Origin of the sequence: Flavobacterium calami, from assembly GCF_038290035.1 — a bacterium.
In the GTDB taxonomy this organism is placed as follows: domain Bacteria; phylum Bacteroidota; class Bacteroidia; order Flavobacteriales; family Flavobacteriaceae; genus Flavobacterium; species Flavobacterium calami.
In genome coordinates this window covers 35,132-55,397 of record NZ_JBBYHS010000010.1, presented here as the reverse complement: position 1 = coordinate 55,397, position 20,266 = coordinate 35,132, and the positions used below count along the sequence as shown (strand labels likewise).

At 34.8% G+C, this 20,266-nt stretch carries 21 protein-coding genes; 12 read left to right on the top strand and 9 right to left on the bottom strand.

The window, feature by feature from the left end; translation table 11 throughout:
• Positions 1–34 precede the first annotated feature (34 nt).
• The gene (locus tag AAEO57_RS10560) at positions 35–946 is read right to left on the bottom strand and encodes an AEC family transporter (RefSeq protein ID WP_341692336.1); all 912 of its coding nucleotides are present in this window, start codon (positions 944–946) and stop codon (positions 35–37) included.
• Positions 947–1,229: 283 nt separating this feature from the next.
• Here AAEO57_RS10560 and AAEO57_RS10555 point away from each other — a divergent pair, with 283 nt between their 5' ends.
• The 3 genes from AAEO57_RS10555 (at position 1,230) to meaB (ending at position 3,568) form a co-directional block, all read left to right on the top strand.
• On the top strand, positions 1,230–1,637 hold the full coding sequence (locus AAEO57_RS10555) for an RrF2 family transcriptional regulator (protein ID WP_341692334.1): 408 nt from the start codon (positions 1,230–1,232) through the stop codon (positions 1,635–1,637).
• Between the two features lie 57 nt (positions 1,638–1,694).
• Positions 1,695–2,336 (top strand): NAD(P)-dependent oxidoreductase, encoded by a 642-nt coding sequence (locus AAEO57_RS10550; protein ID WP_341692332.1) that lies wholly within the window; start codon positions 1,695–1,697, stop codon positions 2,334–2,336.
• Between the two features lie 143 nt (positions 2,337–2,479).
• On the top strand, positions 2,480–3,568 hold the full coding sequence (gene meaB / locus AAEO57_RS10545) for a methylmalonyl Co-A mutase-associated GTPase MeaB (RefSeq protein ID WP_341692330.1): 1,089 nt from the start codon (positions 2,480–2,482) through the stop codon (positions 3,566–3,568).
• 33 nt (positions 3,569–3,601) lie between these two features.
• Here the strand turns inward: meaB and AAEO57_RS10540 are convergent, their stop codons facing one another.
• The 4 genes from AAEO57_RS10540 to AAEO57_RS10525 all read right to left on the bottom strand — a co-directional run bounded on the left by AAEO57_RS10540 (position 3,602) and on the right by AAEO57_RS10525 (position 7,589).
• On the bottom strand, positions 3,602–3,829 hold the full coding sequence (locus AAEO57_RS10540; protein ID WP_341692329.1) for a hypothetical protein: 228 nt from the start codon (positions 3,827–3,829) through the stop codon (positions 3,602–3,604).
• 131 nt (positions 3,830–3,960) lie between these two features.
• Positions 3,961–5,901, bottom strand: coding sequence for an LTA synthase family protein (locus AAEO57_RS10535; protein ID WP_341692328.1), 1,941 nt, complete (start codon positions 5,899–5,901; stop codon positions 3,961–3,963).
• Positions 5,902–5,948: 47 nt separating this feature from the next.
• The gene (locus AAEO57_RS10530) at positions 5,949–6,176 is read right to left on the bottom strand and encodes a hypothetical protein (protein ID WP_072973177.1); all 228 of its coding nucleotides are present in this window, start codon (positions 6,174–6,176) and stop codon (positions 5,949–5,951) included.
• Between the two features lie 42 nt (positions 6,177–6,218).
• Entirely contained in the window at positions 6,219–7,589 is a 1,371-nt protein-coding gene (locus tag AAEO57_RS10525) for an MATE family efflux transporter (protein WP_341692327.1), read from the bottom strand.
• 326 nt (positions 7,590–7,915) lie between these two features.
• Between AAEO57_RS10525 and AAEO57_RS10520 the strand changes: the two genes are divergently transcribed.
• The 8 genes from AAEO57_RS10520 (at position 7,916) to AAEO57_RS10485 (ending at position 15,809) form a co-directional block, all read left to right on the top strand.
• Positions 7,916–8,434 (top strand): hypothetical protein, encoded by a 519-nt coding sequence (locus AAEO57_RS10520; RefSeq protein WP_341692325.1) that lies wholly within the window; start codon positions 7,916–7,918, stop codon positions 8,432–8,434.
• Between the two features lie 352 nt (positions 8,435–8,786).
• The gene (locus AAEO57_RS10515) at positions 8,787–9,623 is read left to right on the top strand and encodes a DUF6929 family protein (protein ID WP_341692323.1); all 837 of its coding nucleotides are present in this window, start codon (positions 8,787–8,789) and stop codon (positions 9,621–9,623) included.
• A 303-nt stretch (positions 9,624–9,926) separates the two neighbouring features.
• Positions 9,927–10,427 (top strand): RNA polymerase sigma factor, encoded by a 501-nt coding sequence (locus tag AAEO57_RS10510; RefSeq protein ID WP_341692321.1) that lies wholly within the window; start codon positions 9,927–9,929, stop codon positions 10,425–10,427.
• 2 nt (positions 10,428–10,429) lie between these two features.
• The gene (locus tag AAEO57_RS10505; protein ID WP_341692319.1) at positions 10,430–11,386 is read left to right on the top strand and encodes a hypothetical protein; all 957 of its coding nucleotides are present in this window, start codon (positions 10,430–10,432) and stop codon (positions 11,384–11,386) included.
• A gap of 36 nt (positions 11,387–11,422) precedes the next feature.
• Complete coding sequence (locus AAEO57_RS10500) at positions 11,423–13,585, top strand: YfbK domain-containing protein (protein WP_341692316.1); 2,163 nt, start codon at positions 11,423–11,425, stop codon at positions 13,583–13,585.
• Between the two features lie 50 nt (positions 13,586–13,635).
• Positions 13,636–14,223: an LURP-one-related/scramblase family protein gene (locus AAEO57_RS10495; RefSeq protein ID WP_341692314.1), complete on the top strand. Its 588-nt coding sequence runs from the start codon at positions 13,636–13,638 to the stop codon at positions 14,221–14,223.
• 257 nt (positions 14,224–14,480) lie between these two features.
• On the top strand, positions 14,481–15,197 hold the full coding sequence (locus tag AAEO57_RS10490; RefSeq protein WP_341692312.1) for a 3-ketoacyl-ACP reductase: 717 nt from the start codon (positions 14,481–14,483) through the stop codon (positions 15,195–15,197).
• Between the two features lie 102 nt (positions 15,198–15,299).
• Entirely contained in the window at positions 15,300–15,809 is a 510-nt protein-coding gene (locus AAEO57_RS10485) for a hypothetical protein (protein ID WP_341692310.1), read from the top strand.
• A gap of 133 nt (positions 15,810–15,942) precedes the next feature.
• Here AAEO57_RS10485 and mtaB read toward each other — a convergent pair whose 3' ends face one another.
• A complete protein-coding gene (gene mtaB, locus AAEO57_RS10480) occupies positions 15,943–17,277 on the bottom strand; it encodes a tRNA (N(6)-L-threonylcarbamoyladenosine(37)-C(2))-methylthiotransferase MtaB (RefSeq protein ID WP_341692308.1) in 1,335 nt (444 codons plus the stop codon).
• A 488-nt stretch (positions 17,278–17,765) separates the two neighbouring features.
• Here mtaB and AAEO57_RS10475 point away from each other — a divergent pair, with 488 nt between their 5' ends.
• A complete protein-coding gene (locus tag AAEO57_RS10475; protein WP_341692306.1) occupies positions 17,766–18,290 on the top strand; it encodes a hypothetical protein in 525 nt (174 codons plus the stop codon).
• Between the two features lie 85 nt (positions 18,291–18,375).
• On the opposite strand, the gene AAEO57_RS10470 is transcribed toward AAEO57_RS10475, so the two are convergent.
• The 3 genes from AAEO57_RS10470 to AAEO57_RS10460 all read right to left on the bottom strand — a co-directional run bounded on the left by AAEO57_RS10470 (position 18,376) and on the right by AAEO57_RS10460 (position 20,229).
• The gene (locus AAEO57_RS10470; protein ID WP_341692304.1) at positions 18,376–19,179 is read right to left on the bottom strand and encodes a Cof-type HAD-IIB family hydrolase; all 804 of its coding nucleotides are present in this window, start codon (positions 19,177–19,179) and stop codon (positions 18,376–18,378) included.
• A gap of 72 nt (positions 19,180–19,251) precedes the next feature.
• Positions 19,252–19,470, bottom strand: a complete 219-nt coding sequence (locus AAEO57_RS10465; RefSeq protein WP_341692302.1) for a putative signal transducing protein — start codon at positions 19,468–19,470, stop codon at positions 19,252–19,254.
• 96 nt (positions 19,471–19,566) lie between these two features.
• Positions 19,567–20,229: a DEAD/DEAH box helicase gene (locus AAEO57_RS10460; RefSeq protein ID WP_341692300.1), complete on the bottom strand. Its 663-nt coding sequence runs from the start codon at positions 20,227–20,229 to the stop codon at positions 19,567–19,569.
• Between the last annotated feature and the right edge of the window lie 37 nt (positions 20,230–20,266).

The following is a 20,266-nucleotide window of genomic DNA, read 5'->3' as shown; positions in this document are numbered from 1 at the left end:
AAAGTTCTATTTTTCCTATATAATTAATACAAAATTAAATAAAACTAACTATAAAGTACCAAATAGCGAGAGTTAAGAAAGAAACCGGAATCCCAAAACCAATCATCATGCTGCTTAATTTTGGCTTCAGACCATAAGTCGAAGCCAGAATCGCACCCGTTATCATGGGTGCCATAGCAGTTTCCATTATCGTGATTTTTATAGCCTCAGAATGCTGGTTGAAAATAAAGACATATAAAACTAAAAGGACAAACGGAACCAGAATAAGTTTGAAGAAAAGTCCCAGACGTAAAAATTTCCAATGTTGGCTTTTACGGTCAAAACTCAATTGTAATCCTACTGATAATAAAGCAAGCGGTGTTACAAAACTTCCCACTTTCAATAAAACAGATTGAATATTCAAATCTAAATCGTAGTCATACACATTCATTAAACAGGCCAGAACAAACATTAGAAACGGAGGAAATAAGAGTATCTTCCTAATAATACTAAAAGTATCCGGGCTTCCTTTAGAATAAAAAGCAGCTACAAAAACCCCTAATGTTGAAACTACTACAAATGTTCCGGGCTGATCTACCAATACAGCAGTTTCTAAACCTTTTTTTCCAAATAAGGCTTCGATTATAGGGTAACCTAAAAATGAGGAGTTACTTAACCCGGCTGTTAAAATCAGACAGCCAATCAGTTTATTGGACCATTTTAATTTCTTTCCTAAAAAATGAAAAAATACAAATGCCAGAATAAAAGTAATCCAGCCCGCTCCTATCGGAAACAATAATTCATTACTCCATTTAATTTTCGGAATATGATATAAGGTGATGGCAGGAAGACATAAATAAATGACAATTTTGTTTAAAATCTTGTATGTATTAGACGGAAAACCTTTTACTTTCTGCAAAAGCAATCCTAAAAATAAAAAGAAGAATATTAAAATAAAGTTGTTCATATCAAGACCTGAGTACAAAAGTAGGGATTTATTGTTTAGTGATTAGTGACTAGTTCTTAGTAATTAGCACTTAGTCATTAGTAATTGTGAAATTTTGAAAAAAAAGTTTCATTAAATTCTTTAAAAAACACCTAACAATTACTTATTCGCTAAAGACAAATATGCACCAAGACTAAGAACTAATTACTAAGGGCTAATTATTAAGGACTAAAAACAAAAAAACGTTAAAATTATTTTTTGCATTATAAAAATGGATTAAATTTGTAACATAATTTATTACAGTATGCTTTCAGGTAAATTTGCCATATCGATACATATCTTAACTTTGCTCACAAAATTCCCTAATGATTATTTGTCATCAGAGTTTATTGCAGGAAGTATGAACCTCAACCCTGTTCTGGTCAGAAAAGAAATAGCAAACCTAAAAGCACATCATATTGTAGAAAGCAAAGAAGGCAAAAACGGAGGCACAAAATTATCTAAAGCCGCTTCTAATATTACTTTAAAAGAAATATTTGAAATGACTTTTGAAAACATCGGTTTGGGTTATGCCAAAAACCAGCCTAACCCGGACTGTCCTGTTGGAAAAAAAATCAATCAGAATCTCGATGCATTGTATGTAGAAATGAATCAGAAAGTCTGTGAGCAATTAGAAAACATTTCTCTTGAAGATTTTTCGACACAATTTTAAAACTATTTTTTTACACAAAACTGCAACTTTTTTTATTACTAAATAAATTTATACATTATGAAAATTGCAATTATTGGAGCTACAGGATTTGTTGGCTCAGCTATTTTAAACGAATTGGCAGACAGAAAACACGAGATTACAGCAATAGCCAGAACTCCAAAAGACACCACAAATGCAACCTGGATCGTAGCAGATGTTTATGATGTTGACTCATTGGCAGAAACTTTAAAAGGTCATGATGTTGTAGTGAATGCCTTTAATCCGGGTTGGACAAATCCAAACATTTATGATGATTCCATTAGAGGATCAAAAGCGATTCAGGCAGCTGTAAAACAAGCTGGAGTAAAACGCTTTATTACAATTGGAGGAGCCGGAAGTTTATTTGTTGCACCAGGTTTACAGGCAATTGACACTCCTGATTTTCCTAAAGAAATTTTTGATGGTGCCAATGCCGCAAGACATTATTTAGACATCATCAAAGAAGAGAAAGAACTGGACTGGGCATTTTTTAGTCCTGCTTTTGAAATGCATCAGGGAACTAAAACAGGAAGAACCGGAAAATATCGTTTAGGCCTGGAAAATCCTGTTTTTAATGACGAGCAAAGAAGTATTTTATCTGTAGAAGATTTGGCAGTTGTGATTGCTGATGAAATCGAAACTCCAAAACACCATCAGGTTCGATTTACTGCAGGATATTAATCAAACACAGATTTTAAAAATTAGCACGAATTTAAAAGTGAGATAATTAATTCGTGTTTTAACAAAAAACAGTTTCCATGGCTATTTTCTGCTTTTGAAACTGTTTTTGTTTTCAGTACTTTTACCATTCTAAAAAATGTGTTTTGTCAAGTTCAAATAAGCAGGCCGGCAGTTTAAACGAAAAAGCTGGAATTTCATCTCCCGAAATCACCAATGCATCAGCTATCAGCCAAATTAAAAACAAACGCAGACAGCAACCCTCTGCTGAAGAACTAATCTCTGGAGTACTTGCCTCAAACCGAACAGCTTTAAGCCGAGCTATTACTCTAATCGAAAGTACAAATCCTGAACACACTGAAAAAGCTAATGAAGTCATTAAAGGATGCCTTCCTTATGCCAATCAATCAATCAGAATAGGAATTACAGGTGTTCCGGGTGTTGGAAAAAGCACTTTCATTGAGGCTTTTGGAACTTTCCTGACGCAATTAGGAAAAAAAGTTGCCGTATTAGCCGTTGATCCCAGCAGTTCACTTTCTCACGGCAGCATTTTAGGAGATAAAACCCGCATGGAAGAATTGGTAAAAGACGAAAACGCTTTTATCAGGCCGAGTGCTTCGGGCGAAACTTTAGGTGGTGTCGCCAGAAAAACCCGTGAGTCTATTATCCTTTGTGAAGCTGCAGGTTTTGACACCATCATTATTGAAACTGTCGGTGTTGGTCAAAGCGAAACTGCTGTTCACAGCATGGTTGACTTTTTTTTATTGCTCAAAATTTCAGGTGCCGGTGATGAACTTCAGGGAATCAAACGCGGTATTATGGAAATGGCTGATGCGATTGTCATCAACAAAGCTGACGGAGACAATATCAAAAAAGCAAACTTAGCCAAAATTGAATTTAACAGAGCCCTGCATTTATTTCCTTCTAAAAAATCAACCTGGCAGCCAAAAGTTACTACTTGCAGCGCCATAACTAAAGATGGTATTTCAGAAGTTTGGGAAACAATTTCGCAATATTTTGAAATAACTCATAAAAATGGCTTCTTTCAGGAGAAAAGAAAAGAACAAAATCAATTCTGGATGATGGAAACCATCGAAGAGAAATTGAAATCAAACTTTTACAATCAGCCTGAAATTATTTCGCAATTAGAGCAAATCAAAAAAGCGGTGCAAAATAATGAAATATCACCTTTTGCAGCCGCTCAGTTATTACTGGAAAAGTATAAAAAAATGTAGCCCTTTCTGTTTTGGTACAGAAATTTTTATTTTTTAACGGATATTCCCTACTGAATTTTTAGCAGTATCATGTTTGGTTTTCAGACGTCTTTTATCTAATGCAACAACGACCTGTGTCTGTGTTTCTAATGTAGTTTTCAACTCTGAAGCCGAATCCGGTTTAGCTGTTTTTTCTTTCACACTTTTAGTATCCTGAGCTTTTACACTTGTTAAGCAAAATACAAATGCCACTGTAAAAATTGCTGTTTTAAAATTTTTCATATTGATTACGTTTTAAATATTTTATAATAGATAAACAAACTTTATTTTTTGTTACCCCAGATTTAAAACAAAAAAGCCGCTAAGAAGAAATTCATCCTTAGCAGCTTTTCATTATCAAATTGAGTTGTCAATTATTTTTTTACCTCTCTCAGCTTATATTTATTCTCCTTATACAAATTGCCCGCAGTTATAACATGTGCCAAAGCATCTTTTGCTAATTCTTCGTTCAATTTTACAGGAATCAGAGTAGTGTCATTTTTGATTTCAAATTGCAGCGGTTTCAAATTTGGCTGCATAATTACAACCTGATTTTCGACTCTGAACGCATTGATATCATTAAATTGCATAATAGATCTTCCCTGCGTTTTTGCATCTAACTGATTTAAATTTCGCCCTACCATAGGCGTTTCAAACGAAAGTCCCAAATAACTCAATAAGGTCGGCGGAATATCGATCTGACTGGCCAATTTGCTATACGAAACTCCCTTTGGAACTCCAGGCCCCATAATCAAAGCCGGAATATGAAATTTATTGATTGGCACTAAGTTCTTTCCGTATGTTCTCGTATTGTGATCGGCAATAACAATGAAAATAGTGTTTTTGAAATAGGCTTCTTTTTTAGCCATTTCGAAGAATTTTCCAATCGAAAAATCAGCGTATTTCATTGCATTATTAACCGTAGCAGGCTTCTTGTCATAAGGTTTGATTCTTCCGGCAGGATACTCAAACGGCTCATGGTTGGAAGTTGAAAACATCAATGAAAAGAAAGGTTTATCTCCTTTTGATTTAAAATAATTATTCGCTTTAGTTACCAAATCTTCATCAGAATATCCCCAGGTTCCTTTGAAAGCATATTTATTTCCGTCTGACTCAAAATCGGTTTGGTCTACGATATCTGTAAAACCATTTCCGTTGAAAAAAGAAGCCATATTATCAAAATTCGCCATTCCTCCGTAAATGAAACTGGTATCGTAACCTTTATGCTTTAAGGCATCGGCAAGAGTAAAAAAACCTTGCTGGGAATTTCCTAACTTCACTACACTTTCAGACGGAGAAGGTAAAAATCCGGTTACAACCGCTTCAATTCCGCGAACGCTTCGGGTTCCTGTGCAATATAAATTGGTAAACAGCAGACCTTCTTTCGATAATTTATCAAATTCCGGTGTTAAAGGTTTACCGCCAAGGATTCCAACATATTCTGCTCCTAAACTTTCCTGAAGAAAAATCACCAGATTATAAGGTTTCTTTAAAACAGAGTCCGGCTGCTGCACATGCAAAAACGGAATTTCAGCATCAGTGAAATCATTAGGCCCGGCAATCATATATTTTTTTACACGGGCAATAGCTTCGGCTTCTTCCATTTTACCATACATCTTGGTGTTTCCTTCGTTTTTAATCGAATAAGCAGCAAAAGCAACGGTGTAAAAAGAATTCAAGCCAAGACAATTTGTCAATTGATCTGTAGAAAAAACCGCATTGCTCGCATTAATCGGACGTTTAGAAGTTAAACTTGAACGAGCACCGAAAAACAACACAAAAGCCACTAACGGAAAAACCATTAATTTGAATTTATATTCGGCATTGGTTGTATGAAAATATTTTTTTCCTTTTTTGAAAGCCAAATAAATAATGACTCCTAAAATAAGGAAAGTAACTATAATCGAAGTCAGGTAACTTTTCAAAAGCATTCCGACAACTTCTTTTGGGTAAATCAGATAATCCAGGAAAATCTTATTTGGGCGTGTATCATACTGCTTTACGAAATCCGGTGAAGCCAATTCTACAAACAGAATCAGAAACAGGAATATAAAACTGTAAATTACCAAAAATGAATTGGTAAACTTCAGCCATTTATTAGGCAAAAAAGTAATTAAAACGGCCGGCAGAAACGACAGATAACACAGTAAAATCAAATCCATTCGAAGGCCGATTGGAAAAATATACCAGAAATTTGGTGTTTCGACTACTCTGTCTTTAAAAATAAAAAACAAAAATATCCTGCTTAAAGTCGTGATTAGCAGTCCCGTTACTATAAAATTATAAACGGGTTTTAAAAAACGTAAATTTTTCATTAAAAATTTTGGAATGGTACATGGCAGAGACTCAGGGCTGTGCGTCTCTACTCTTCGTAACGGTTTATTTCTCTGTCGTAAAACTCATTTGCCTTTTCAATTAAACCTTCCATTTCTGCGTTTAATTCGGCTTCGTCAAGATCTTCTGCTTCTTCCAGAAATTCAACCTCATCATCTTTTAAGTTGATAATGAATCTAGGATAATCAAGATGTATGATAAAAATATCATCCGGGAAATCAGTGTTATCTCCGAGTAAAAATTTAGGTAATTCCATATTCAGTGTGTTTTTAAGGCTTCAAATGTAGGTATTTGAAACTTAATTTTTGATTAATTTTTTGGTTAAGTAATGAAAACGAAGATAGAGAAATAAAGCCGCAGCTGTCAAGCCCGCCAAAAGTCCGATCCATACCCCTTCTGCTTTCATTTGAGTATATTCGCCCAAATAATATGATATCGGAAAACCAATAATCCAATACGCTACAAACGTAATGTACATCGGGATTTTCACATCCTGTAAACCTCGTAAAGCGCCTAAAACCACAACCTGAATTCCATCAGAAATTTGAAAAACAGCTGCAATCAGCAAGAGTTTTGATGCAACTTCAATAACTTCTGTATTGTCTGTGATTTGCATTGTGTTTTCCATATTCAAAAAGATATGAGGCAGGAATTGATGAAACGCCACAAACAAAACTGCAAAAACAGTTTCTATAATAATGGCCAGTAAAAAAATGGAGCGTGCCACAACTATTAGTTTTTTATAATCCTGCAGTCCTCTCTGATTACTTACCCTAATCATAGAAGTTACACTTAAACCCATCGCGAACATAAAAGTCATCGAAGCCAGGCTCAACGCAATTTGATTGGCCGCCTGACTGGTTCTGCCAATATTTCCGCAGAGCCAGATCGAAGCGGTAAACAATACTACTTCAAAAAGCATTTGCATAGCCGATGGAAACCCAATGCTGATTATTTTTTTTATCGTTTCTTTTTTAATTTCCTCAAAACTGAAATCTTTAAAGAATCGCTTTAAATCATTTCTTCGTGAGAGCATAATGTGCATGAACATCACCAGAAAAATTCTTGAAATCACAGTTCCCAGAGCCGCACCAATGATTCCCATTTTCGGAAAAATCCAGATTCCGTAAATCAAAACATAGTTCATACCCACATGCAGTACGTTTGCCATTACCATCGCATACATTGAATATTTGGTCAATGATAATCCGTCGGCAAATTGTTTGTACCCCTGATACATGATAAGCGGAATTAACGAAAAAGCAACCCAGTCCAGATAGGGTTTTGCAAGTGCTATAACCTCCTTCGGCTGATGCAGCATTTCCATTATTGGTTTTGCCAAAACAATAGTTCCAAAAAGCACTAATCCTAAAATGGTACACAAAAACAGCCCGTGATGAAAAGCCGATCGAATTTTACCGTCATTCTTCTCTGCATCCCCTTCTGCAACAATAGGCGTAATAGCAGTAGAAAATCCAATTCCCAATGACATCGCAATAAAAATCATACTATTCCCCAACGAAACAGCCGCAAGTTCAGTACTTCCTAATTTACCTACCATTATATTATCAACCATACCTATTAAGTTATGCCCTACCATACCTAAAATTACAGGATATGCCAGTCTTAAATTGTATGAAAACTCTTTTGTGTACTGCTTTAAATTCACTTCTATTCTTTTTAGCTTGCAAAGATAATCAGTTGCATTCTATTCTTTAAAAATATTGAGTTAAATGAATTTCAATACAAAAAAGTAAAAAAACACCTACCTCAAATTCTTCTCTTAATCAAAAATTAAGCATTCAAATCACTAAAACACCCCCTGATTTGTTTCATCAGCAAAACACCAGTAAAATTAAGGCTTCACAACACTTTTTGCCTTGCAAAAAAGGCATCAGGCATCAATATTATGTAACGATTCCAAAAAATTATATAACGACATAGCAAAACCTCAAAACTACTTTTACGACATAGTAATTAAAAAAATACATGCACATGAAAAATTTACAAAACCTCCGAATTCTATTTGTTGCAGCAATTGCAATGATGTACACGACAACTTCTACTGCACAGCAGAATGATGAAATACAAAACTATGATCAGAAATTCAAATTAGGATTTGGTGTTACTGGTGGAATTCCAACAGATGGTGACGATTACGACTGGGCACTTGGCGGAGACGTTAGGCTTCAATATGATTTATCCAAAAGAACTTCTTTAACCTTAACAACAGGTTTTACCAATTTATTTGTTGGAGATGATGTTCCGGATTTAGGTTTTATTCCTGCAAAAGCCGGTTTCAAAGCATTCGTTTGGGAAGACCAGTTTTATGTTATGGGAGAAGTAGGTGCCGGTTTCGCGGTAACTAATGGCTATAATGAAACCTCACTTTTATGGGCACCAAGTATCGGTTACGCTACAAAACACTTCGATATTAGTTTACGCTATGAAGATTATGACAAATTCAATACCAATCAGATTGGGCTTCGTTTAGCTTACGGTTTTGAATTATAAAAATTAAAAATCAGGTTTATTTTTTATTTTTTTTTTGGTAAAACCCGACAGATTCTCACTCTGTCGGGTTTAGTTTTTTATATAATTTTCAATTACTTCATTTTCTAATTTTTTATCCTCCGAAATATACTAATTTTACGAAGCATATTCCTGCTATCCATTGCAATACTTATCAATAAACTGCTTTTTTCCAAAGCCATAACAAAGCTTCCGCCGGTCGCTTCGTTCTGTCAGGAAAAAATGCAATTTCTTTTCAAAGTATTTTCATTGCAAACGAAGTTCACTGAACTCCGATTAAATAGGATTAAGTGAAGTAATCAGGGCTAGGCTTTAGTTTTCAAAACAACATTTCATGGAAAAATTCACATTAGAAATACTATTTCAAATTATCGGAATCGGTTCTGCTTCCGGATTATTTTTTAACAACGATTCCCTTTACGTTATTGGAGACAACAGCGGATTCTTGTATGAATACAACATGCAGAATCAGCAATTAAACCAGCATGCTTTAATTGGAAATCCTACACAGAACATTCCAAAAAACTTAAAACCTGATTTTGAATCGTTAACAAACCATAACGATACGCTTTATATTTTTGGTTCCGGATCAACCGAAAACCGAAACAAAATGATTGAATTCGATCTGAAATCAAAAACCGTTTTACAAAAAAACAATCTGGTTGATTTGTACTCGCTGATGCAAAATTTCGGCGAAATAAAACCGGAAGACTTCAATCTCGAAGGTGCTATTTTTGATGGTGAAAACTGGTACTTATTCAACCGCGGGAACGGAATCTCAAACAAAAACACCATTTTTACCATCCACGCTAAAAAATTAGACGAAGAATTTGCCTTAATTTCAGTTAATTATAAACTACCAAAAATAAAAGGCGTTCGTTCCAGTTTTACTGACGCTGTTTTAGTTGAAGACAAAATTTATTTTCTCTCTACTGCCGAAGACACCAAATCTACCTACGATGACGGCGAAGTCTTAGGAAGTTTCATTGGCCGCATCGATCTTAAAACCATGAAAATCGATTTTACTCAAAAAATCACTTCAACAAATAAATTCGAAGGTTTGACTCTTTACAAAAAAGAAAACAATAAAATTGAATTTTTGCTTTGCGAGGATAATGATACAGAGCTTTTGGAAACTAAGATTTATAAATTGACATTGCCGGTTAAATAATATCATTACACAGAGATTCACAAAGTTTTCGCAGAGACACGCAAAAGTTTTAGATTACAGTATTGACGAAGAGGCACATCGCAGTGCGTCTACACAAAAAACATCAAAAACATTATGGATTCTTTCATGTTAGACACTCTGCAGTGTGTCTCTACATTAAAAACCTTTGTAACTTTGTTTCTTTGCAACTCTATACCTAAAAAAAAATTTCATCTCGTCCCAACCTTTTTATCTTTTTCGCTCTCTTTATAATTAAAGACCAAAATTGTGATAAACGAAACGCTAATTTCTAACTGCAAAAAAATGAACCGTGATGCCCAGCGTCAGGTTTATGAGTACATGGCTCCAAAACTGTATCGCGTTTGCAAACGATACCTCAAGAAGGAAGAAGAAATAGAAGAAGCCCTGGCCGATGCTTTCTATACCCTCTTTACAAAACTCGACCAGCTGAAAGAAGAAAAAGCCTTTGAAGCCTGGGCCAGAAAAATTACCGTTAATCACTGTTTGGCAACCATTAAAAAGAGCACCAATTTCAACATGTATCTGGATGATGTAAAAGTACTTTCGCAGCCTTTTACAGATGAAATCAATACATTAGAAGAAGAAGATTTACTCAATTTACTAAACCATATTCCCGAAGGCTGTAAAACAGTTTTCAATCTTTTTGTCATTGAAGGTTTCGGACACAAGGAAATCGCAGCAATGCTGAATATTTCTGAAGGCACTTCAAAATCACAGCTCAATGTGGCCAAAACAAAGCTAAAGGAATTAGTAAATAAATTGTATTATCAAAAAGCAAAATAGTCATGGACAATCACGATAAAATATTCGATAAATTTAAAGAAGCCGCACACAACTCGGAACTCAAAGATTTTCCGGGAATGGAAAAAATCTGGTCGCGCGTTGAAGATAAACTGGATAAAAAAGAAGACAAAAAAACCATTGCATTGTGGAAAAAAATTGCAGTCGCAGCTTCTTTTCTATTATTACTTTCTATCGGATTTCAATTTTTAAAGTCAGACAAAAATACAGTAAATGAGATTCAGAAAGTGGTTATTCAGGAAACTGGAAAATCTCAAAAACCTAATTCAGACGCAAATTACGAAGTAATTTCTTCTGACTCTGGAATTGTCTCTAAAAAAGAAGCTCTTGAAATTCTGGAAGATCAGACAAAAAATAAAGAAAATGTTGCCATTCAGGAATCAACAAAAAAATCACAATTTATCGAACCGTTAGCTCCTCCAACAATGGCTGCAGAAACTGTATCAGCTGCCCCTGTAAAAGAAGAACATTTTGAAGAAGACAATGCTATAGTCTCAAAAAAGAAAGCTAAGCTGGAAATGGAATACTTTTCAGAAGCCAAAGAAAGAGAATCTGCTAAAGTTGCCTTTGCCGAAAAACAAAGTCAAATGGCTAAAAAGTCGGCACCATTAATTGTCCTTAACGGAAACGCAATGGCACACAGCAATGATTACAAAAGAGACAAAATGATGCAGGACGAGCTTCCTAATCTAAGTCCGGAAAATATGGAATCACTTGTTGTTCTCGAAGAACCTTTGTACATCATTGACGGCATTTATTTCTCGGAAAATGATTTATTCGGAAAAAATCCGACGAGTCCGTATGCTCCTTTAAACAAACAGGAAATTAAAACCATCACCATACTTCAGGATCTGGAAGCCACAGAAAAATATGGTGAAAAAGGCCGAAAAGGAGTTGTCATCATCACTACAAAAACTGGAAAACCGGCTCTGAAGAAATAGCCAAAAAACCGAACATTAATTCTAAAACTTATTATCATGAAAAGTCTAAAACTTATTTCATTAGCCATTACTATGCTTATATGTTTCGTAACCATGGCACAAAAAAGAACGATTACAGGAATCGTTTCAGACGAAAACAGACAGCCGATTCCTGGCGCAAACATTATTAATCAGACTTCGAAAGCAGTCGCTGCTACAAATTTTAACGGAGAATACAGCATTCAGGCTCAAAAAGGAGATCTTTTAGTATTTAGTTTTATCGGATATAAAACTCAAAGACAAAAAGTTGAAAACTCCAATACGATTAATATCAAACTGTTTCCGGAATCTAATAGTTTACAAGAAGTTGTAGTTGTAGGCTACGGAACGAGCAGTGCTGATTACAGTGCCAGAAGTTACGAACGAGCTGAAAGAAAAAAAGAGAAAATGGCAGCCTCAGAAATGCTAAAAGGCAAGGTTGCCGGAGTTCAAATTGCAGTAAATACCCAACAAGTTGCGAGCCCAAATATCGTAATACGCGGAGCTGCAACTGCTATGCCAGCAAACGAACCTCTGTATATTGTTGACGGAGTTCCTGTTAAAGCCAGTCAAATGGCAAAAATCAATCCGAACGACATTAATGACCTGAAAATTTTAAAAGATGCATCAACTGCAGCTGTCTATGGAAATAGAGCATCTAATGGAGTTGTAATTATTTCAACTAAAAATGAAATTTATAAAAATCTCTCTGAAAAAGAATTAGACAAAAAATTAAACACAATTACACCAATCCATGCAGAACCTTCTCAGGAAGATTATGATACTTTCGTAGAAAATGCTTTCGAAAGTCCGAAAACAGCACCACTTTCTACATTTTCTATTGATGTTGATAATGCTTCTTACACGAATATCAGACGTTTCCTGAACAACGGACAGCAAGTTCCAAAAGATGCGGTGCGTGTGGAGGAAATGGTAAACTTTTTCAAATACACTTATCCACAGCCAAAAGATGAAAATCCGTTTTCTATCAATACCGAATTGAGTGATTCTCCGTGGAATTCCAAAAATAAAATTCTTAAAATAGGTTTACAGGGAAAAAATATTCCAACCGATGATTTACCGGCTTCAAACCTTGTTTTCTTAATTGATGTTTCGGGTTCGATGAGCGACATGAATAAATTGCCTTTATTAAAACAATCGATGAAAATTTTAGTGAATGAATTACGTCCAAAAGACAAAGTTGCTATTGTGGTTTACGCAGGCGCCGCCGGTTTGGTTTTGCCTCCAACTTCGGGAGACGAGAAAAAAACTATTATTGATGCTTTGGATCAATTAAACGCCGGAGGAAGTACTGCCGGAGGAGCCGGAATCAATCTGGCCTATAAAATTGCTTCTGAAAATTTCATTAAAAACGGAAACAATCGTGTAATTCTTGCAACTGACGGAGATTTTAATGTGGGAGATTCTTCGAATACGGATATGGAAAAACTAATTGAAGAAAAAAGAAAAACCGGTGTTTTTCTGACTTGTTTAGGTTACGGAATGGGAAATTACAAAGACAGTAAAATGGAAATCCTTGCCGATAAAGGAAACGGAAATTACGCTTACATTGATAATATTCAGGAAGCGAACCGTTTTTTAGGAAAAGAATTTAAAGGATCGATGTTTGCGATTGCGAAAGATGTAAAAATTCAGATTGAATTTAATCCAAAACAAGTACAGTCGTATCGATTGATTGGATATGAAAACAGAAAACTTCGTCCGGAAGATTTCAAAAATGATGCTATAGATGCGGGTGAATTGGGGAGCAACCACGTCGTTACAGCTTTGTATGAAATCATTCCGGCAGGAGTTTCCAGTACATACGTTACAAGCCTTCCGGATGATTTAAAATACACAAAGGTTGAGGAAACTACAACCAATTTCAGCAATGAACTGGCAACCGTAAAATTCCGTTACAAAAAACCTGATGGCGATAAAAGTATCGAAATGGTTCAGGTGATCGAAAACAAATCTGTTGTTTTAGAAAAAGCTTCTGATGATTTTAAATTTAGTTCTGCCGTAGCATGGTTTGGATTAAAATTGAGAGATTCAAAATTGATCTCAAACAAATCTTCTGAAGAAATTGTAAAATTAGCCAAACAGGGAAATTCAAACGACGGCGAAGGTTACAAAGCTGAATTTATTCGCTTGGTTGAAGGCGCAAAGCAGTATAATTAATCCATATTTTATTACATTTGGGTTTTATTCAAAACTTATTTTACACACGTATGAACCCCATTTTAAGCCAAAATCTATTTTTAGTAAAAGAACATGTCGGAATGTTTAAAGCGTCAAACAATTACGATATTTATAATCCCGAAAGCAATCAGATTATCATGAACTGCCGTGAGAACAATCTTGGCTTTTTCACAAAAATACTTCGCTTTACAGATTACAAAAGAGCAACGCCTTTTAATGTTGAAATCACGACAGCATCCGGCGAGAAATTAATTTCGGTAAAACGTGGTATTGCCATCTTTCGGTCTACTGTCGAAATATTTGATGAGAAAGACAGACTGATCGGAACCTTCAAACAAAAATTCTTTTCGATTGGAGGGAAGTTTGAAATTTTGGACAAAAACGAAAAACCTGTCGCAACACTTCAGGGAAAATGGACCGGTTGGGATTTTAAATTTTCACACGAAAACAAACAACTGGCTCAGGTAAGCAAAAAATGGGCAGGAATGGGCAAAGAGTTTTTTACCAGTGCCGATAATTATATCCTGCAAATTGAAGAAACTGTTCCAGCTGATTCTCCACTCAGACAATTAATCCTGGCAGCTGTCATGTGTATTGACATGGTTTTGAAGGAATAAAAGAATAGTTCTTATGAAAACGGAGGTCTAGCCCAGATAGAAGTGGAAATCCTTTTGTGCCGGGGTTCGGCACAAAAGATTGTAACGTATAGCTGGAAATAGCTCCTGAAAAAAAAGTTTAATCAGATCTTAAAAACAGAATCTGCAAAAGCTGTTAAACTTAGATTAAGAAAATATAAAAGCATCATTTTGGTAAGCAAAAACTGTATTTTTGTAGTACTGAACTGATGCTTTTTGCATTTCTAAAAAATAAACAAATGACTGATTTAAAAAATAAAAACGCCCTGATTACAGGAGCCGGAAAAGGAATTGGAAAAGCTATTGCTATTGCTTTGGCAAAAGAAGGCGTAAACGTGATTTTAGTTTCGAGAACGCAACTGGATGTAGAACAGCTCGCTGTCAAAATTGAAAATTTCGGAGTAAAATGCCTTGCGCTGACTGCAGATGTGTCTGATATAAACTCCATAAATGCTGCTGTTGAAAAAGCTTTGGATAAATTTAAAACCATTGATATCCTAATCAACAACGCCGGAATTGCTTCTTTTGGTAAATTCCTTGAATTAGAACCAGCCGAATGGGAGAAAATTATTCAGGTAAACTTAATGGGAACTTACTATACAACCCGTGCCGTTCTGCCAAATATGATTGCAAGACAAACCGGCGATATCATCAATATTTCTTCTACAGCCGGATTAAACGGAAATGCGTTAACCAGTGCCTACAGTGCCTCTAAATTTGCTGTTTTGGGTTTAACAGATTCTTTAATGCAGGAACTCAGAAAACACAATATTCGTGTTACGGCACTAACCCCAAGTACTGTAGCAACTGATATGGCAAAAGAATTAAATTTAACTGACGGTAATCCTGAAAAAGTAATGCAGTCTGAAGATATTGCTGAATTGATTATTGCTCAGCTAAAATTAAATCGCAGGGTGTTTATAAAAAACAGCAGTATTTGGTCTACTAATCCTTAAATTAAAATATAAATTCCAATCGCAAAAAATTCCAAATTCCAATTCTTTTGTTTAACTTAAATTGAAATTTGAAACTAATTTTAGAATTTAAAAACAAACAAAATGGAACAATATTTAAGACAATTGGTTTCAATTGCATTTACAGATAAAAAAGAAATCTTTACCGGATTTCTCATCGATTATTCAGACGACTGGATTTTACTTAAAAACAATCCAATCGATTTTATACTTGATGGTTTTGTGATTTTAAAAAACAAAAACATCGAAGCAATCGAAAGAGATGAAGAGCTGATTTTCAATGAAAAGGTGATTCGTCTGAAAGGTTTAAAAACAAATGCGGAAGACATTATTCCGATTAAGGATCTGAGTACTATTCTGAATTATATCAGTAATAAATATGGTATTTTTCAGATTGTAAAAAAATCGCCAAAATCAGTTTATTTAGGAAAACTTATCGAAGTAAATGAAGAAATCCTGACCATCGATTTTCTGGATATCAGAGGTTCTTTTGGAGGAGAATTGAGTTTTAACCCTGATAAAATAAGGGTAATCGAATTTGATTCGGATTACATTAATTCGCTGAAACTGGTTTCGGAAGAAAACCAGAAATAAACTTTACTCTATAAAATAATAAAGCCCTTTCTGTTTCCGAAAGGGCTTTATTATTTTTTGTCACATCGAGCGGAGTCGAGATGCTTTCTTTTCATAAGGTTCTCAACCAGGCCCGAACTGCTAATATTGTGAATTAAGCTTCAGTCAATTTGTTTAAAAATTCCAAACGAACACTTCCGTCTTCATCAATTTTGGTTAAATTAATTTCGTGCAAAGTGTTAACCAATTCGGGATTCCATGGTGTTTTTACTTTTACATAATTTTCGGTAAAACCATGAATATAGCCTTCCTTATTTTCACCTTCAAACAAAACAGTTCTGTTGGTTCCTAACTGGCTTTCGTAAAAAGCACGGCGTTTTTTCACAGACAAGCCTCTCAGCATCTTGCTGCGTTTCGCTCTTACATTTGCCGGAACAACGCCAGGCATATCTGCTGCTTCAGTATTATCTCTTTCGGAATAGGTAAAAACATGCAAATACGAAATGTCCATTTCGTTTAAAAAATGATAAGTTTCTAAGAAATGTTCATCTGTTTCTCCCGGAAAACCAACAATAACGTCAACCCCAATACAGGCATGTGGCATTACTTCGCGAATTTTGTTTACACGGTCTGTATATACTTCACGTAAATAACGGCGTTTCATTAATTTGAGAATATCATTACTTCCCGATTGCAGCGGAATATGAAAATGAGGGACAAAAGTGCGGCTTTTAGAAACGAATTCGATGGTTTCATTTTTCAATAAATTCGGCTCAATAGATGAAATTCGCAAACGCTCGATTCCTTCTACTTCATCCAAAGCCTGAACTAAATCCAGGAAAGTATGTTCGTGTTTTTTATTTCCGAACTCGCCTTTACCGTAATCTCCAATATTAACACCGGTCAGAACAATTTCTTTGATATCCTGAGCCGAAATTTCTTTGGCATTTTTTAATACATTTTCTAAAGCATCACTTCTTGAAATCCCTCTTGCCAACGGAATCGTACAATAAGTACATTTATAATCACAGCCATCCTGAACTTTGAGAAAAGCACGGGTTCTGTCTCCAATAGAATAACTGCCAACATAAAAATCGGCTTCGGCTATCTCGCACGAGTGAACTTCACCCATGTCATTTTTGCTCAGATCATGAATATAATCGGTAATTTTGAATTTTTCTGTAGCACCCAAAACCAAATCAACGCCGTCAACAGCAGCCAGTTCTTCCGGTTTTAATTGTGCATAACACCCAACAGCTGCAACAAAAGCCTTATCATTCAGTTTCATTGCTTTTCTTACCACCTGTTTAAACTGCTTATCTGCATTTTCTGTTACAGAACAGGTATTGATCACATATATGTCTGCTACTTCTTCAAAATCAACTCTATCAAAACCTTCATCATTAAAATTTCTGGCAATTGTAGAAGTCTCTGAAAAATTCAGTTTACAGCCAAGTGTATAAAAAGCAACTTTTTTTCTATTTTCCATAGGAATACACTACGTTTTCAGTAGTAAGATTATTATATTTACATCCTCATTTGAAGAGTTTGCAAATTTACACACAAATTTCTTCAAAATAAAATCAATAATACATTATAAATCAATTGTTTGACCTAAACAAACATTTATTTTGTCTTAAAAAGCAATGCTCTAAAATTGCAATAAGACAAAACTTATCTAATTTATCAGATTTAAATTAAGTTTAAAAGGAATTCAAAAATGAAAGAAAACATCGACAAAAAGTAAATAAATCCGATTAAATACACAAATTTAGCTTTAAATTTAAATTTTTCTTACATTTTTCTTTGTTGCCATTAATATTAAAACTAAATTCACACATCGAAATTTGATTAAAAAATAAATAAATCTGAACCACACTATTATCTGGTTTATAACGTTAAAATTTCAACTCACTAACACAATGGGAAAGCCGAAAACCAAATTAGAGTAGGCATTTTTTAAAAACTTAAAACTATATGAAAGCATTTTTGCCCACAATCTGCTTAATGTTCTTAACAATTTTTAATGTGCAGGCTCAGACAAATACCTCTGCTGCAACTCCAAATCCGTTTCCAACAATCAGCACACTTACAACGTGGGCGAGTTTTAATTCTCAACAAAAGTTTGACATTGCCATTCGTGCTGTCGGATTTAAATTTGAAGTAAAAGAACCTGGAGATGGATCTACTGCTTACACATACATTAGAAAAGTCGTTGTTAACGAAGTTAATTATACCGACAGAATTGTGTACAGAATTACAAATACCAATTCGGCAAGTATTATTTCACTGGTTACTGCTTCTACTGATTTGGTAAGTTTATATACTCCACAATTATCCACTTTTAAGAATAACAATTGCAAAACCGAAATGTCTAAAGACAAAAATACAACCTGCAGCTGTTATGAAAGTGAAAATTTTGCAATCGATCTTTGCGACGAGCGTGTAAAATTAACTATGGGCGACGGAAATAAATACTTTGTTTCTGTAGCTAAAAAATAATATTTTCGAAGAACATATAAATCAAAATCCCAGTTTAAAGCGATCTTTAAACTGGGATTTTTTTATTGCTATTATTTCTAAAAATTTAATTCAAAATATAACGCTGAACAACCTCAGCCACGCCATCATCATTATTTGAAGCTACAATTATATCTGCTTTGTCACGCAATTCTGGTGTTACGTTATCAACCCAAACTCCTAATCCGGCATATTCAATCATGGTTAAGTCATTTCCAGCGTTTCCAACTGCAATAATTTCGCTTTGATGAATATTTAGTTTCTCTGCCAATATTTTTATACTGGCTGCTTTATCAATTCCGTATTGTGCTGCTTCCAGAAAAAATGGTTTTGACATAGCGACACTCAGATGTGGCATCGCAGCCTTTAAGTCTTGCTCAACTTCTTTTAAATAAGAAGGCTCTTCCAGCAAGATACATTTTACAGCCGGCTTTGTAACTGCCGCTTTAAATTCAGAAACTTTGTTATGTGGCAGTCCGGTAATTTCTTTTTCAATTTCTATATACTCTGAGTCAGTTTCACTTATAATTTCGCCGTCCAGATAGGTAATAATGTGCGTTTTCATTTTTACACTATAATCGTATAAATCATGTATTTGCTCTCTGGTTAAGCATTGTTCAAATAAAACAAGATCATCCTTAACCTGACTTATAACAGCGCCGTTAAATGAAATTATATATGAATCATTCAAATCTAATTCTAATTCCTTAGCATAAGCCGTCATAGCAGATGTTGGTCGGCCTGAAGCCAAAACTACATAAACACCTTTAGCCTGAGCTTCAAGAAGCACTTTTTTATTTAAATCCGAAATTTTGTGATCGTCTGTCAACAAGGTATCATCCATGTCGAGCACTAACATTTTGTATTGCATATTTTTTAGTTTTCAGTCGCAGTCGCAGTTTACAGTTGAATACTGAAAACTGCGACTGCCAACTGTGACTTATTAAAGGCTCATTCTAAATTCCTCAATAACCGGATTTGCTTTGGCAAAATCAGTTTCCTGAATGAAAATTTCAACAGCCAGATCAGTTCCTCCAAAACCTCCTAAACGAGCTGACTGAATATTATCTTTTTTTACGGTTTCTACTCCTGCTTGTTCTAATCTTTCCTGCAAAGCAATTGCTAATACTTCACTTCCTGAAAACGCCTTCATTAATCCCATAGTATTTCTATCTTTTATTCTACAAATTTTTTAAATCAAAAAAATCCCGTTCTACAGTTTCTGATACAGAAATACGAGACTGATTTCACTTTTTATCTATTCTTCTTCTATATCGTCTTCCTCTTCATCAAGTTCCTCTTCACCTTCTTCATCCATATCAAACAAATAAGGTTCTAAAAGCATTTTATCTGCTAAAATTTCAATGCGCTCTGTCAAATTTTCAGTAAAGATTAAACGTTGTGTTTTTGCAATACTGTTCGAAATACGCATGATTTTGGTTTCATGACGCAATTTCAAAATAGGATCTGCATCATCCAGAATGAACATTCTTAAGCGGTTTACATTATATCCCGCAGTCGAAAACATATCGCTAAGTTTTGTTGGCGTTCCAATTAAAACATCGATTCCTGTAGAAACATAGTTTTTATCGTAATCCATATCGCCTTTGTCATGAACTCCATACACTTCAAGATTGGCATACTTTCCATATTTCTCGAAAAGCTCTTCCATTGCCAAAACTTTTTCTTTATCTTCAACAATGATGAGAGCACGTGGCGATTCTTCTGTTTTTCCTGCCAATTGCTGAATCACATTTAATACGATCGTAGTCGTTTTTCCGCTTCCCTTTGGAGAAACAATAATCGCGTCAGCACCGCTTTTTATGGTTGAAAAAGTTTCCAGCTGCAAAACATTTGCTTCTGTTAAACCATTTTCAATTAAACCGTCCTGTAACTTTTCGTTTATTTTTTTTAGTTTCATTACTAATGATTAAAAGATTCAAAAATTGAAAAATTGA

What these genes read in the sequence shown, in the direction of transcription:
- AAEO57_RS10560 (WP_341692336.1), bottom strand. Translation starts at nt 946, where the DNA reads ATGAACAACTTTATTTTAATATTCTTCTTTTTATTTTTAGGATTGCTT.
- AAEO57_RS10555 (WP_341692334.1), top strand. Translation starts at nt 1,230, where the DNA reads ATGCTTTCAGGTAAATTTGCCATATCGATACATATCTTAACTTTGCTC.
- AAEO57_RS10550 (WP_341692332.1), top strand. Translation starts at nt 1,695, where the DNA reads ATGAAAATTGCAATTATTGGAGCTACAGGATTTGTTGGCTCAGCTATT.
- AAEO57_RS10540 (WP_341692329.1), bottom strand. Translation starts at nt 3,829, where the DNA reads ATGAAAAATTTTAAAACAGCAATTTTTACAGTGGCATTTGTATTTTGC.
- AAEO57_RS10535 (WP_341692328.1), bottom strand. Translation starts at nt 5,901, where the DNA reads ATGAAAAATTTACGTTTTTTAAAACCCGTTTATAATTTTATAGTAACG.
- AAEO57_RS10530 (WP_072973177.1), bottom strand. Translation starts at nt 6,176, where the DNA reads ATGGAATTACCTAAATTTTTACTCGGAGATAACACTGATTTCCCGGAT.
- AAEO57_RS10520 (WP_341692325.1), top strand. Translation starts at nt 7,916, where the DNA reads ATGAAAAATTTACAAAACCTCCGAATTCTATTTGTTGCAGCAATTGCA.
- AAEO57_RS10515 (WP_341692323.1), top strand. Translation starts at nt 8,787, where the DNA reads ATGGAAAAATTCACATTAGAAATACTATTTCAAATTATCGGAATCGGT.
- AAEO57_RS10510 (WP_341692321.1), top strand. Translation starts at nt 9,927, where the DNA reads ATGAACCGTGATGCCCAGCGTCAGGTTTATGAGTACATGGCTCCAAAA.
- AAEO57_RS10505 (WP_341692319.1), top strand. Translation starts at nt 10,430, where the DNA reads ATGGACAATCACGATAAAATATTCGATAAATTTAAAGAAGCCGCACAC.
- AAEO57_RS10500 (WP_341692316.1), top strand. Translation starts at nt 11,423, where the DNA reads ATGAAAAGTCTAAAACTTATTTCATTAGCCATTACTATGCTTATATGT.
- AAEO57_RS10495 (WP_341692314.1), top strand. Translation starts at nt 13,636, where the DNA reads ATGAACCCCATTTTAAGCCAAAATCTATTTTTAGTAAAAGAACATGTC.
- AAEO57_RS10490 (WP_341692312.1), top strand. Translation starts at nt 14,481, where the DNA reads ATGACTGATTTAAAAAATAAAAACGCCCTGATTACAGGAGCCGGAAAA.
- AAEO57_RS10485 (WP_341692310.1), top strand. Translation starts at nt 15,300, where the DNA reads ATGGAACAATATTTAAGACAATTGGTTTCAATTGCATTTACAGATAAA.
- mtaB (WP_341692308.1), bottom strand. Translation starts at nt 17,277, where the DNA reads ATGGAAAATAGAAAAAAAGTTGCTTTTTATACACTTGGCTGTAAACTG.
- AAEO57_RS10475 (WP_341692306.1), top strand. Translation starts at nt 17,766, where the DNA reads ATGAAAGCATTTTTGCCCACAATCTGCTTAATGTTCTTAACAATTTTT.
- AAEO57_RS10470 (WP_341692304.1), bottom strand. Translation starts at nt 19,179, where the DNA reads ATGCAATACAAAATGTTAGTGCTCGACATGGATGATACCTTGTTGACA.
- AAEO57_RS10465 (WP_341692302.1), bottom strand. Translation starts at nt 19,470, where the DNA reads ATGGGATTAATGAAGGCGTTTTCAGGAAGTGAAGTATTAGCAATTGCT.
- AAEO57_RS10460 (WP_341692300.1), bottom strand. Translation starts at nt 20,229, where the DNA reads ATGAAACTAAAAAAAATAAACGAAAAGTTACAGGACGGTTTAATTGAA.